The organism is Curtobacterium phoenicis (assembly GCF_047238015.1).
GTDB lineage: Bacteria > Actinomycetota > Actinomycetes > Actinomycetales > Microbacteriaceae > Curtobacterium.
The window spans coordinates 1,867,329-1,880,537 of sequence record NZ_JBDFLZ010000002.1 but is presented as its reverse complement, the minus strand read 5'-3'; the positions used below and the strand labels follow the sequence as shown (position 1 = coordinate 1,880,537).

The window sequence follows — 13,209 nt, the reverse complement described above, 5'->3', positions numbered from 1 at the left end:
CGCGTCAGTCGATCGACTGACGTGTCCTCGACCTCGCGATGCGGTCGGCGGTCGGCGGGTGCTCAGAAACCGAGCCGGCCGAGTTGCTTCGGGTCACGCTGCCACTCCTTCGCGACCTTCACCCGGAGGTTCAGGTACACGTGCCGCCCACCGAGCAGCGACTCGATCTCGGCCCGGGCGCGTGACCCGACGTCCTTGAGACGCTCCCCGCCACGGCCGATCACGATCGCCTTCTGGCTGTCGCGCTCGACGAACAGGTTCGCGAAGATCCGCAGCGGACCGTCCGGGTCGTCGTCCGGGTCTGGCTCGACGACGTCCTCGACGACGACGGCCAGCGAGTGCGGGAGTTCGTCGCGGACGCCCTCGAGCGCGGCCTCGCGGATGAGTTCGGCGATGCGGTCCTCGTCGGTCTCCTCGGTCACGGTCGCGTCGTCGTAGAGCTGCGGCGACTCCGGCAGCAAGGCCGTGATCTCGTCGAGCAGCGGTTCGAGCTGCAGCCCGCGGGTGCCCGACGTCGGGATGATGACGTCCCACTCGCGCAGCTTCGACACCGCCAGGAGCTGCTCGCCGACCTTGTCCTTCGAGACGCGGTCGATCTTCGTGACGATGGCGATCTTCTTCGCCCGCGGGTACTGGTCGAGGGAGTCGTTGATGAAGCGGTCGCCGGGCCCGATGGGCTCGTTCGCCGGGACGCAGAAGCCGATCACGTCGACGTCGCCGAGTGTCGACTGCACGAGGTCGTTGAGGCGTTCGCCGAGCAGGGTCCGCGGCCGGTGGACACCGGGCGTGTCGACGATGATGACCTGACCGTTCGGTCGGTGCACGACGCCGCGGATGGCCCGACGGGTGGTCTGCGGTTTCGACGAGGTGATGGCCACCTTCTCGCCGACCAGGGCGTTCGTCAGCGTCGACTTGCCGACGTTCGGTCGGCCGACGAAGGAGACGAAGCCAGCGCGGTACGGCTGGCCCTCTGGCGTGGTGGTGTCGGTCATGCGGAGGTGTTCCCTGTCGTGGTCGGCGTGGTGTCGTCGAGGGCGTGTTCGACGTCGGCGAGGGCGTCGGTCCGCTCGGCGAGGACGGAGACGAGGTGACGGCGCTTGCCCTCCACCCGGTCGGCGACGAGCACGATGCCGTCGACGGTCACACGGTCGCCGCGGGTGGCGAGGTGCCCGAGCTCCTTGACGAGCAGACCGCCCGCCGTGTCGACGTCGTCGTCGTCGAGTTCGATCCCGAAGAGGTCGCCGAGCTCGTCGACGGGCATCCGGGCCGACACGCGCCAGACGCCCGGTTCGACCTCGACCCGGTCGACGACGGTGCGGTCGTACTCGTCCGAGATGTCACCGACGAGCTCCTCGATGAGGTCCTCCATCGTGACGAGTCCGGCGACGCCGCCGTACTCGTCGACCACGAGCAGCAGGTGGTTCTTGCCCGCCTGCATCGCGCGCAGCGTGTCGTCGGCGGCCTTCGATTCCGGGACGAACCCGGCCGGACGCAGCAGGGCCGTGACCGGCTCGGCGCCCGCTCCCGACCGTTCGTAGAGCGCACGCGAGACGTCACGGAGGTAGAGCACGCCGAGCACGTCGTCGCTGTCCTTGCCCGTGACCGGCATGCGGGACACCCCGGCGACGAGGAACTGTTCCATCGCCCCGGCGAGCGTGTCGGCGCCGTCGACGGTGACCATGTCGGTACGCGGCACCATGACCTCGCGCACGAGGGTGTCGCTGAACTCGAACACCGAGTGGATGAGCTCACGGTCGTCCGCTTCGAGGACGTTGCTCTCGGCCGCCTCGTCGACGAGCGACAGCAGCTGCTCCTCGCTCGACACCGTCGACGCACTGCGACCACGTCCGGGCGTGACCCGGTCGCCGATCGCCACGAGGAGTCCGGCGAGGGGCCCGAGCACGATGCGCACGGCGCGGACGAGGCCGCCCGTGACCGCGATCAAGCGTTCGGCGTGCGCGCGACCGACGCTGCGCGGGCTCGACCCGACGAGGACGAACGACACCGCGGTCATCACGGCGGCGGACACGACGAGCGCCACCCACCAGGTGTCGAACACGGTCACGAGGGCGATCGTGACGAGCACCGCGGCAGCGGTCTCGGCGAGCACCCGGACGAAGTTCAGGGCGTTGACGTGCGCGCCGACGTCGTCGCCGATCGCCTCGATCGCACGACGGCGCTTGGCACCGCGCGCGATCTCGTCGAGGTCGGCGCGGGACAGCACCGACAGCGCCGCATCGGACGCCGCGAGCACACCGCCACCGACGACGAGCACGAACGCCACCGCGAGCAGGACGGCGACGAGCAGCATCAGGTCACCGCCCTCGGTGCTGGGCGGCGAACGCGGAGAGGATCTCCCCCTGGATGCCGAACATCTCGGCCTTCTCCTCCGGCTCCGCGTGGTCGAACCCGAGGAGGTGGAGGATCCCGTGGCAGGTGAGCAGCAGCATCTCGTCGGTCGTGGAGTGCCCGGCGGTCTTCGCCTGTTCCTCCGCAACCTGCGGGCAGAGCACGATGTCGCCGAGGAGACCGGCGGGCGTCGGGTCGTCCTCGGTACCGGGGCGCAGTTCGTCCATCGGGAAGCTCAGCACGTCGGTCGGGCCTGGCTCGTCCATCCACCGCACGTGCAGCTGCTCCATCGCGCCCTCGTCCACGAGCACGATCGCGAGCTCGGCATCGGCGTGGACGTGCATCGCGTCGAGCGCGAAGGAGGCGAGTCGCTGGATCGCGGCCTCGTCCACCTCCACACCGGACTCGTTGTTGAGCTCGATGCTCACCGGTTCCCTCCTCGGGAGTCGTTCTGCGGGTACGGCGACCGCTGGCGGTCCTGCGGCGGTCGACCACGGCGCTCAGCGCGGTTCACCCCGGCGGGGTTGCCCTCCGCCGCCGAGCCACGGCCGCCTGAGCGGTACCCGGCCTGCTCGGCGAGGCGCTCCTCGTCGTAGGCGGTGTACGCGTCGACGATGCGACCGACGAGCGTGTGCCGGACGACGTCCTCGCTGCCGAGGCGGGCGAAGTGGATGTCGTCGACCTCGTCGAGTATCCGCGTCACCAGCCGGAGACCGGAGAGGTTGCCGGGGAGGTCGACCTGGGTGATGTCGCCCGTGACGACCATCTTCGACCCGAACCCGAGACGCGTGAGGAACATCTTCATCTGCTCGGGTGTGGTGTTCTGCGCCTCGTCGAGGATCACGAACGAGTCGTTGAGCGTCCGCCCGCGCATGTACGCGAGCGGCGCGACCTCGACGGTGCCGGCCGCGAGGAGCTTCGGCACGAGCTCGGGGTCCATCATCTCGTTGAGGGCGTCGTACAGCGGGCGCAGGTACGGGTCGATCTTGTCCGTGAGCGTGCCCGGCAGGAACCCGAGTCGCTCGCCCGCCTCGACCGCGGGGCGCGTGAGGATGATGCGGTTCACCTCGCGCCGCTGCAGCGCCTGGACGGCCTTCGCCATCGCCAGGTACGTCTTGCCGGTACCCGCCGGACCGATCCCGAACGTGATCGTGTTCTCGTCGATCGCGTCGACGTAGGCGCGCTGCCCGTCGGTCTTCGGACGGACGGACTTGCCGCGACTCGACACGATCGGCGTCCCGAACGTGTCCGAGGGCTTGCGGTCGTCGTCGAGGATCCGCGCGGACATCGGGATGTCGGCCGGGCCGATGTCCTGGCCGCGCTTCACCATGCCGACGAGTTCGTCGACGAGCGCCCGCGCCCGTGCGACGTCGCGCTCCGGGCCGGTGAGGCTCACCTCGTTGCCGCGTACGACGACGCGGACCCCGGGGTACTGGCGTTCGACGGTCTTGAGCAGCCGGTCCTGGGGACCGAGCAGCTGCACCATGGCGATGCCGTCGACGGTGAGCTCGGACGTGGTGTCCTGCTCGAGTGGTTCGTTATCCGGCAAGGGTGCCTTCCTGCAGTTCACCTGCGAGTACGTGCGCGTGCACGTGGAACACGGTCTGACCGGCTGCTTCGCCGGTGTTGAACACGAGACGGTACTGGCCGCCGGCGCGCTCGTCGGCGATGCGCTGCGCGGTGGCGACCACGTGGGCGAGGAGGTCCGGGTCCCCGGACGCGAGCTCCGTCACGTTGCGGTACTGCTCGGTCTTGGGGACGACGAGCACGTGGACGGGAGCCTTGGGCGCGATGTCCTCGAAGGCGATGACGCGGTCGTCCTCGGCGACGACGGTCGCCGGGAGCTCGCGCGCGATGATCTTCGAGAAGACGCTGGGCGTGCTGGTGCTCATGTCCCCATCGTAGAACGCGCCGCCGACGGCGGGCCTACCAGCGTCCGAGCCGCGTCTGGAGGATCGACAGCGCCGCCGGACCCGCGGTGGAGGTCCGGAGCACGGTGTCGCCGAGCCGGACCCGCACGGCGCCGGCGGCGACGAGGCGGTCGAACTCGCTGCCGTCGATGCCGCCCTCGGGCCCGACGACGAGCGCGATGTCCTCGACGTCGTTCTGCGGTTCCCACGCGGAGAGCCGGACGTCGCCGACCGGGTCGAGCACGAGCACCACCCGACCGCCGCCGACGGATCCGGCAAGCTGCGCGGTGGTCACGACCGGTTCGACGACCGGCACCCGCGGACGGATCGCCTGCTTCGAGGCCTCGTGCGCGATCGCTTCCCAGCGCGCACGGCCCTTCTCGACCTTCGCGCCCTCCCACCGGGAGACGCTGCGGGACGCCGACCACGGGACGATCCGGTCGACGCCGATCTCGGTCGACGCCTGCACCGCCATCTCGTCGCGACCGCCCTTGGCGAGGGCCTGCACGAGCGTCAGCGTGGGCGACGGCGCCGGTGAGCGGTCCACCGCCGCGACCTCGAGCACGAGGGCATCGCGGTCGGTGGACAGCACGGGGCCGGTCACCACGGTGCCCTGCCCGTCGCCCAGACGCAGCGTCTCGCCGATCCGGACCCGCGCGACCGACACGGCGTGGCGACCTTCCGCCCCGCCCAGGGACACCTGCGCCCCGACGGTCACGCCGTCGAGCGACGGCACGAGGTACAGCGAGGCCATCAGAAGTTGAAGAAGCGGTCGCGGAGCTTGCCGAACATGCCCTGCTGGAACCGGGCGAGCTGGGGCTTCGTCGCCTTGTGCGACTTCGCGAGCTGCTCGACGAGCTGCCGCTCCTTGTGCGAGAGCTTCGTCGGCGTCACCACCTGCACGCCGATGCGGAGGTCACCGCGCCCGTTGCCGCGCAGCTTCGTGACGCCGCGGTCCTTGAGCACGAGCACGTCCGCGCTCTGGACACCGGGTCGGATCTCGAGCTCGACCGGACCGTCGAGGCCGTCGATCGTCGCGGTGGTCCCGAGGATCGCGTCGGTCATCCCGACCTCGAGCGTCGCGAGCAGGTCGTCACCGTCGCGGCTGAAGACGTCGTGGTGCCGCACCCGGATCTCGAGGTAGAGGTCACCCGACGGGCCGCCGGCGGGACCGACCTCGCCCTGGCCCGGCATCTGCAGGCGCAGACCGGAGTCGACACCGGCGGGCACGTCGACCGGGATCGATCGGCGGGCACGCACGCGGCCCTGGCCCTGGCACGTCGGGCACGGGTTCGGGATGACGGTCCCGTAGCCACGGCAGGTGCCGCAGGGCGCGCTCGTCACGACGTTGCCGAGGAGCGATCGCACCTGACGCTGGATGTGGCCCGAGCCACCGCAGATGTCGCACGTCCGCGGGCTGGTGCCCGGTGCACAGCACGAGCCGTTGCAGGTCTCGCACAGCACGGCGGTGTCGACCTCGACCTCCTTGTGGGTGCCGAAGACGACCTCGTCGAGGTCGACGTCGATGCGCAGCAGGGCGTCCTGCCCCCGCTCGGCGCGGCTGCGCGGACCGGAGCCCCGGCCACCGCCGCCCCCGCCGAAGAAGGCGTCGAAGATGTCGCTGAACCCCCCGGCGCCGCCGCCGAACGGGCTGTCCGCCTGGGGTCCGGCGTCGTACCGACGGCGCTGCTCGGGGTCGCTCAGCACGTCGTAGGCGTGCGTCACGTCCTTGAAGCGCTCGGCCGCCTCGGGACTGGGGTTCACGTCCGGGTGGAGCTCACGCGCCAGGCGACGGTAGGCCTTCTTGATGTCGGCATCGGAGGCGTCCGGCTGGACGCCGAGGACGTCGTAGTGGTCTGCCACGTATCCCTCAGTGTGTTTCGGTTCGGTCGGTCTGGAGGCCCGGTGCGGGTCGTGCGCGTGGGTCGCGACGGTCGCGGTGCGGGCCGGTCAATGTTCGCCCAGGAGCTTGGACAGGTACCGTGCGACGGCCCGGACGGCGGCCATGTTGCTGCCGTAGTCCATCCGGGTCGGCCCGAGCACCCCGAGCCGTGCCACCTCGCCGCCGGCGAGGTACCCGCCGGCGACGATGCTCGTGGCATCGAGGCCGTACTCGGCGTTCTCGGCGCCGATGCTCGCCGCCACCGCGATGTCGTCCACCTGCATCTCCCCGAACAACCGGAGCAGGGTGACTTGTTCCTCGATGGCCTCGAGCACGGGGAAGAGGCCGCCGGAGAAGTCCGACTCGCTCTTCGCGAGGTTCGCCGCGCCCGCCATGAGCAGGCGGTCCTGACGGTTCGCGGCCACCTGCTCGATGAGGGTCGCCACGACGACCCCGGCGAGGGGCTGGACGTCGGGACGGAGCTGCTGCGGCACCGCGCGGAGCGCCCCGGGTACGTCCTGCAGGAGGAGCCCGACCGTCGCGCCGTTCACCACGCTGCGGAGTTCGGAGAGGGCGGACTCGTCGAGGCGGACGTCGCTCTCGACGACGCGCTGCTCGACCCGGGCGGTGTCGGTGATGAGCACCACCATCAACCGGGTGTCGCCGAGCCGGACGAGTTCGACGTGCTGGACCCGGGCGCGCACCATCGAGGGGTACTGCACGAGGGCGACCTGGTTCGTCAGCTGGCTCAGCAGCCGCACGGTGCGCCCGAGTACGTCGTCGAGGTCGCCGGAGGCGCCGAGGAACGTCTCGATCGCGTGGCGCTGCGCGCTGGAGAGCGGGCGGGCAGCTGCCAGGTGGTCGACGAAGACGCGGTACCCCTTGTCGGTCGGGACCCGTCCGGACGACGTGTGCGGCGCGACGATGAGCTGCTCGTCCTCGAGCTGGGCCATGTCGTTGCGGATCGTCGCGGCACTCACCCCGAAGGCGTGGCGGTCGACGATCGACTTCGAGCCCACCGGTTCGCGGGACGCGACGTAGTCCCGCACGATGGCCTTGAGGACCTCGAGGCTGCGTTCACTGACCACCCGGACCCCTTCCGCTCGCGTTGGCACTCTCGTGTGTCGACTGCTGATCCTACGCCCGACGCCCGACAGGACGGGACTTCCGTCGGCACCCGTCGGTACGCTTCCCGCATGACCTACGGACAGCAGCCCGGCGGCCCAGGCGGCCCCCAGTACCCGCCGAACTACCAGGTGCCCCAGCCCATGAGCCCCGAGGACCAGCGGCTCTGGGCGACCCTGACGCACGTCGGCGCGATCTTCTTCAGCCTGCTCGTGCCGATCGTCGCGTACCTCGTGCTGCGCGACCGCGGCCAGTTCGTGCGGGAGCACACCCGCCAGGCACTGAACTTCCACATCACGGCCGCGATCGCCGGGGTCGTGTGCGGCCTGCTCTCGATCATCCTCATCGGCCTGGTCCTGCTGCCGATCCTCGGCGTGCTCGTGATCGTCTTCTCGATCCTCGCCGCGATCGCCGCCAACCAGGGCCGCTTCTACAAGTACCCGCTCACGATCGAGTTCATCAAGCAGTAGCGCAGGGCGCCCGGGAGCCGACGGCTCAGTCGAGCAGCTCGCGGACCACCGCGTCCGCGAGCAGCCGGCCCTGCCGGGTCAGCTCGACCCGACCCCGCACCGCGGCCGAGCCGTCCACGAGACCACGTGCGATGAGCCCGGCGACGCGGCCACGGGCCTCCCGGCGGAGCTCCGAGGTGGCGAGCTCACCGCGGACCCGTGCCGCGAGCAGCACGCGCTCGACGTACCGGGTCTCGTCGTCGAGGGTCTCGCGACCGGCCGCCGGCGACTCCCCGGACAGCACCCGGTTCGCGTACGCGGCCGGGTGCTTGACGTTCCACCAGCGGGTGCCGGCGACCGCGGAGTGTGCTCCGGGCCCGACACCCCACCAGTCGTGCCCCTTCCAGTACGACAGGTTGTGCCGACTCGCGTGGCCCGCCGTGCCGCCGTCGGCATCGGTGCGCGCCCAGTTCGACACCTCGTACCAGGAGTACCCGGCCGCGCCGAGCACGTCGTCGGCGAGCTCGTACATGTCCGCGGCGAGGTCGTCGTCGGGTGCCGGGAGCTCGCCCCGGGCGACCATGCGCCCCATCGCGGTGCCCTCCTCGACGATGAGCGAGTACGCCGAGACGTGGTCGGGCGCGCAGGCGATCGCCGCGTCCAGCGAGGTCCGCCAGTCGGCCAGCGACTCCCCCGGCGTCGAGTAGATGAGGTCGAGCGACACGTCGAGGCCCTGCCGCTTCGCGAGGTCCACCACGAGCGGCACACGCTCGGGGTCGTGCGTACGGTCGAGTGTGGCGAGGACGTGCGGGACCGCGGACTGCATGCCGTAGCTGACGCGGGTGAAACCGCCCTCGCGGAGTGTCTGCAGCGACTCCGCGTCGACCGAGTCCGGGTTCGCCTCGGTGGTGACCTCGGCGCCGGGCAGGATCCCCCACGTCTCGTCGATCGCACGGAGGATCATCACGAGGTCGTCCGCCGGCAGCATGGTCGGGGTCCCCCCGCCGAAGAACACGGTCGACACCGGACGGCGCGGCACACCCGAACGCTCGAGGACGTCCGCTGCGAACCGGATCTCCTGCACGGCGTGCCCCGCGTAGTCGTCGCGACGGACGCCGCGCAGCTCGGACGCCGTGTACGTGTTGAAGTCGCAGTAGCCGCACCGGACCCGGCAGAACGGCACGTGCACGTAGACGCCGAACGGGACGTCGCCCGCTCCCGTTCCGGGGATGATCAGTCCGTCCGACGGAGCGGGATCGGCGATCGGCAGGGCGCTCGGCATGGACTCCATTCTCGGTCATGATGGAGGCATGGAGCACCACACCGTCCCCACCACGGTGCTGTGGGACATCGACGGCACCCTCGTGCTGAACGCCGCCTCGCCGGGCAACCTGTACCACCTGGCACTCGAGCGGGCGGTCGGTCGCGACCTCACCCTGCGCGTCGGGCACCAGCACGGACGGACGGACGCCGGTCTCATCGCCGAGCACGTCCGGGCCCACGACTTCGACGACGCGCTCATCCCGACCGTGTCCGGACACCTGCGCGACCTCACGGACGAACGCTTCCGGGCCGGCGACCACCGTAAGCCGGCGCCCGGCGCCCGCGAGCTCGTCCAACGCTTGGCGGTCCTCGGCTGGCGCAACGGGCTGCTCACCGGCAACTCCGAGCACCGGGCTCGGGTGAAGCTCCGCGGCGCGGGGTTCGACCTCGAGGCGTTCGACTGGACGCACTCGTTCTTCGGCGACGAGGAGGTCGACCGCGCCGGCGTCACCGGACGTGCCGCGGCGGCGCTCCGGGGCGAACGGGCCGTGATCGTCGGCGACACCCCACGGGACGGCGAGGCCGCGGACGCGGCTGGCATCCCGTTCCTGGCGGTCGCGACGGGCGTCTACGACGTCGACGCGCTCCGGGCGACGAGTGCGGTCGCGGTGGCGCGGGACTGCGTCCAGGACGTGCAGATCATCGAGGACGCCATCGCCGCACTCCCCCCGCTGCGCTGAGCCGCGTCGGTCGCGTCCGCGTCGGTCCGCGTCGGCGCGCGACGGTCCGCGTCGGTCCGCATCGCTGGGAGGCCGACGTCGGGCGCTGTCCGCGAGCGCCCGGTCGTCAGCGGTCGCCGAGACTCGGGTCCGCGGACACTTTCGCGGTGTCCGGGCCGCGAAACCGTCCGCCGGGCCGAGTCTCGGCGCGCCGTCGCTGAGCGCGCTCCACGGACCGGTCGCCGAGCGGCGGCGCTGCGTCAGTCGCCGAGCGGCGGAGCTGCGTCAGTCGCCGCGCAGCGCCGCGAGGTACTTCTCGGCCATCACCTTCTGCTGCCGGCGGAGCAGCGGCTCCACGAGGCGCCACTTCCGGCTCGCCGGCTGCGAGAACTGCCGCAGCTGCAGCCAGACCGAGCCGTCGGACGTCCGCTCGACGACGAACGACTCCTCGCCCGAGAGCGGGTGTCCTTCGAGCGTGCCGTAGGCGAAGCCCTTCCGGTCGGTCTCGTCGATGATCGACACGACCCGGACCGGCGCGTGCACGGTCTGCCCGAACGCGTGCATCGTGAGTGTCGCGGTCGTGCCCGCGGTCAGCAACGGTGTGCCGTCCGGCGCGAACCGCTCGACCTTCGGCGTGCCGATCGAGGCGGGGGCGATCGGCACGCCGTGCTCGTCGAATGTCACCGGGTTGTAGCGGACCTCGTCGTCGTCGGGCTGGTCGTCGACGTGCACGCGGATGCCGCTGCGCTCCTGGATCTGCCAGGACAGCGCCTGCGTCACGGCGGTCTCGAACCGCGCGTCACCGTGGCCGATCCGCGCGCGCGACTCGCTGGGCGTGAAGCCCTCGGGCGGGTAGGTCATGAGGTCCGACGCCTGGGTCGCGCCGACCGCGCCGTAGGTCAGGGCGGTCCGGTAGCTGCCGCGGGAACTCATGCCGACCAGCCTACTTGGCGGTGCGTACCGTCACGACCCAGCTGCCGCGGGAACGCACGCCGACCAACCCCCTCGGCGGTGCGCACCGTCACGACCCAGCCGCCGCGGGAACACACGCCGACCAGCCTCCTCGGAGCGGGAACCGGCCGCTGCACGCGGGATGCCCCGAACTGGAGGCTCGGATCACCTCCGTCACACCGCTATCGTCGGTCGGTGCCCACCCCGACCGACGACCACCGTCCGCAGACCGACCGCACGGCGCGGACGCTCGGCACCCTCACTGCCGCCGCCTTCGGGCTCGCGGTCGCCGCACGGCTCGCCGTCGACGCGTACGAGGCACGTGCGGCCCTCCCCGTGCGGTACACGACCGAGCCCCCGGTCGACCGCTACCCGATCGCCAGCACCCTGCTCGCCCAGGTCGCCGTGGCGAGCATCGGCGCCGGCGTGCTGCTGTTCGGCGCGCTGCTCGTGGTCGTCGTCCGACGCTCCCGCCGACACACGGTCGCACCGTGGCTCGTCGGCGGTACGGTCCTCCTCGCCATCGGCGCGGCAGTCGCGTCCGTCGTTGCGGGCGAGCAGACGACGTTCGTCGCGATGACCGAGTGGAGCACCTGGCGGACCGCGCTGGCCGGACTCGCGACCGCGTGCCTCCCGGCCGTGTGCCTGGCCGTGTGGCGGGCGCGCACCGAGCGCGCCCGCTGAGCCGCTACTTCTTCTTCTCCTCGACGTCGCCCGAGAGCGCCGCGATGAAGGCTTCCTGCGGGACCTCGACGCGACCCACCATCTTCATGCGCTTCTTGCCCTCCTTCTGCTTCTCGAGGAGCTTGCGCTTGCGGGTGATGTCACCGCCGTAGCACTTCGCGAGGACGTCCTTGCGCATCGCCCGGATGTTCTCACGGGCGATGATGCGCGCGCCGATCGCAGCCTGGATCGGGACCTCGAACTGCTGCCGCGGGATGAGCTTGCGGAGCCGCTCGGCCATCATCGTGCCGTACGCGTACGCCTTGTCGCGGTGCACGATCGCGCTGAACGCGTCGACCTGATCGCCCTGCAGGAGGATGTCCACCTTGACCAGGTCGGCCGCCTGGTCGCCGGACGGCTCGTAGTCGAGCGAGGCGTAGCCCTGGGTCTTGCTCTTCAGCTGGTCGAAGAAGTCGAACACGATCTCGCCGAGCGGGATCTGGTAGCGGAGCTCGACGCGGTCCTCGCCGAGGTACTCCATGCCGAGCAGGGATCCGCGGCGCGACTGGCAGAGCTCCATGATCGCGCCGACGTAGTCCTTCGGAGCGAGGATCGCGGCGCGCACCATCGGCTCGCGGACCTCGACGATGCGGCCGGACGGGAACTCGGACGGGTTCGTGACCTCGACCGTCGCGCCGTCCTCGGTCGTGACGTCGTAGATCACGCTCGGGGCGGTGGTGATGAGGTCGAGGCCGAACTCGCGCGAGAGCCGCTCGGTGATGATCTCGAGGTGCAACAGACCGAGGAACCCGCACCGGAAGCCGAAGCCCAGCGCGACGGAGGTCTCGGGCTCGTACACGAGGGCTGCGTCGGAGAGCTTGAGCTTGTCGAGCGCCTCGCGCAGGTCCGGGTAGTCCGAGCCGTCGATCGGGTACAGGCCGGAGAAGACCATCGGCTTCGGGTCGGTGTAGCCCGGCAGCGCGTCGGTCGCGGGCTTCTGCGCGTTCGTGACCGTGTCGCCCACCTTGGACTGGCGGACGTCCTTCACACCGGTGATGAGGTAGCCGACCTCGCCGACGCTGAGGCCCTTCGTCGGCTTCGGTTCGGGCGACGAGACACCGATCTCGAGGATCTCGTGCGTCGTCTTCGTCGACATCATCTGGACCTTCTCGCGCGGCTTGATGGTGCCGTCCACCATCCGCACGTAGGTCACGACGCCGCGGTAGCTGTCGTACACCGAGTCGAAGATCATCGCGCGGGGCTCGGCGTCCACGTTGCCGACCGGCGCCGGGACCGTGTTCACCACGCGGTCGAGCAGCTCCGGCACACCGACACCCGTCTTGCCGGAGACGCGGAGGACGTCGTCCGGGGACCCGCCGATGAGCTGCGCGAGCTCGGCCGCGTACTTCTCGGGCTCGGCCGCCGGCAGGTCGATCTTGTTGAGGACGGGGATGATCTCGAGGTCGTTCTCGAGTGCCAGGTAGAGGTTGGCGAGGGTCTGCGCCTCGATGCCCTGCGCGGCGTCGACGAGCAGGATCGCGCCCTCGCACGCGGCGAGCGAGCGCGAGACCTCGTACGAGAAGTCGACGTGCCCCGGGGTGTCGATCATGTTCAGGGCGAACGTCTTCCCGTCGAGCTCCCACGGCATGCGGACCGCCTGGGACTTGATCGTGATGCCGCGCTCGCGCTCGATGTCCATGCGGTCGAGGTACTGCGCTCGCATCGCCCGCTCCTCGACGATGCCGGTGATCTGCAGCATGCGGTCGGCCAACGTCGACTTGCCGTGGTCGATGTGCGCGATGATGCAGAAGTTGCGGATCGCCTCGGCCGGGGTCGCGGCGGGCTCGAGCGGCGCAGATGCTTGTGGGCTCACGGTTCCTCAGGGGTCGGGACGGTCG

The 13,209-nt window shown here is 70.9% G+C and carries 14 protein-coding genes; 3 read left to right on the top strand and 11 right to left on the bottom strand.

The annotated features are described in order from the left end of the window. Window positions 1–62 precede the first annotated feature (62 nt). From era to hrcA, 8 genes are all read right to left on the bottom strand, one after another. Window positions 63–992, bottom strand: coding sequence for a GTPase Era (gene era, locus ABC270_RS09130; protein ID WP_412880495.1), 930 nt, complete (start codon window positions 990–992; stop codon window positions 63–65). Next, complete coding sequence (locus ABC270_RS09125; protein ID WP_412880494.1) at window positions 989–2,311, bottom strand: hemolysin family protein; 1,323 nt, start codon at window positions 2,309–2,311, stop codon at window positions 989–991. The genes era and ABC270_RS09125 overlap by 4 nt, the downstream gene beginning before the upstream one ends. Window positions 2,312–2,315: 4 nt before the next feature. After that, the gene (gene ybeY / locus ABC270_RS09120; protein ID WP_290132045.1) at window positions 2,316–2,777 is read right to left on the bottom strand and encodes an rRNA maturation RNase YbeY; all 462 of its coding nucleotides are present in this window, start codon (window positions 2,775–2,777) and stop codon (window positions 2,316–2,318) included. Continuing rightward, on the bottom strand, window positions 2,774–3,898 hold the full coding sequence (locus tag ABC270_RS09115) for a PhoH family protein (protein ID WP_412880493.1): 1,125 nt from the start codon (window positions 3,896–3,898) through the stop codon (window positions 2,774–2,776). The genes ybeY and ABC270_RS09115 overlap by 4 nt, the downstream gene beginning before the upstream one ends. Continuing rightward, window positions 3,888–4,241 carry a histidine triad nucleotide-binding protein gene (locus ABC270_RS09110; protein ID WP_412880492.1) on the bottom strand — a complete coding sequence of 118 codons (354 nt, stop codon included), beginning with the start codon at window positions 4,239–4,241 and terminating at the stop codon, window positions 3,888–3,890. Before ABC270_RS09110 ends, ABC270_RS09115 begins: the two co-directional genes overlap by 11 nt. 34 nt (window positions 4,242–4,275) lie before the next feature. Beyond that, a complete protein-coding gene (locus ABC270_RS09105; RefSeq protein ID WP_412880491.1) occupies window positions 4,276–5,013 on the bottom strand; it encodes a 16S rRNA (uracil(1498)-N(3))-methyltransferase in 738 nt (245 codons plus the stop codon). Further along, window positions 5,013–6,122 carry a molecular chaperone DnaJ gene (dnaJ, locus tag ABC270_RS09100; RefSeq protein ID WP_412880490.1) on the bottom strand — a complete coding sequence of 370 codons (1,110 nt, stop codon included), beginning with the start codon at window positions 6,120–6,122 and terminating at the stop codon, window positions 5,013–5,015. The genes ABC270_RS09105 and dnaJ overlap by 1 nt, the downstream gene beginning before the upstream one ends. 87 nt (window positions 6,123–6,209) lie before the next feature. After that, on the bottom strand, window positions 6,210–7,229 hold the full coding sequence (gene hrcA, locus ABC270_RS09095; RefSeq protein WP_412880489.1) for a heat-inducible transcriptional repressor HrcA: 1,020 nt from the start codon (window positions 7,227–7,229) through the stop codon (window positions 6,210–6,212). A gap of 108 nt (window positions 7,230–7,337) precedes the next feature. On the opposite strand from hrcA, the gene ABC270_RS09090 reads away from it, so the two are divergent. Beyond that, on the top strand, window positions 7,338–7,736 hold the full coding sequence (locus ABC270_RS09090; RefSeq protein ID WP_412880488.1) for a DUF4870 domain-containing protein: 399 nt from the start codon (window positions 7,338–7,340) through the stop codon (window positions 7,734–7,736). 25 nt (window positions 7,737–7,761) lie between these two features. On the opposite strand, the gene hemW is transcribed toward ABC270_RS09090, so the two are convergent. After that, window positions 7,762–8,997: a radical SAM family heme chaperone HemW gene (gene hemW / locus ABC270_RS09085; protein WP_412880487.1), complete on the bottom strand. Its 1,236-nt coding sequence runs from the start codon at window positions 8,995–8,997 to the stop codon at window positions 7,762–7,764. A 28-nt stretch (window positions 8,998–9,025) separates the two neighbouring features. Here hemW and ABC270_RS09080 point away from each other — a divergent pair, with 28 nt between their 5' ends. Next, window positions 9,026–9,718, top strand: coding sequence for an HAD family hydrolase (locus ABC270_RS09080; protein WP_412880486.1), 693 nt, complete (start codon window positions 9,026–9,028; stop codon window positions 9,716–9,718). Between the two features lie 264 nt (window positions 9,719–9,982). Here the strand turns inward: ABC270_RS09080 and ABC270_RS09075 are convergent, their stop codons facing one another. Further along, window positions 9,983–10,630, bottom strand: coding sequence for a DUF1990 domain-containing protein (locus tag ABC270_RS09075; protein ID WP_412880485.1), 648 nt, complete (start codon window positions 10,628–10,630; stop codon window positions 9,983–9,985). A gap of 213 nt (window positions 10,631–10,843) precedes the next feature. Here ABC270_RS09075 and ABC270_RS09070 point away from each other — a divergent pair, with 213 nt between their 5' ends. Then, entirely contained in the window at window positions 10,844–11,332 is a 489-nt protein-coding gene (locus ABC270_RS09070) for a hypothetical protein (protein ID WP_412880484.1), read from the top strand. A 4-nt stretch (window positions 11,333–11,336) separates the two neighbouring features. Here ABC270_RS09070 and lepA read toward each other — a convergent pair whose 3' ends face one another. After that, the gene (lepA, locus tag ABC270_RS09065; RefSeq protein WP_412880483.1) at window positions 11,337–13,184 is read right to left on the bottom strand and encodes a translation elongation factor 4; all 1,848 of its coding nucleotides are present in this window, start codon (window positions 13,182–13,184) and stop codon (window positions 11,337–11,339) included. Between the last annotated feature and the right edge of the window lie 25 nt (window positions 13,185–13,209).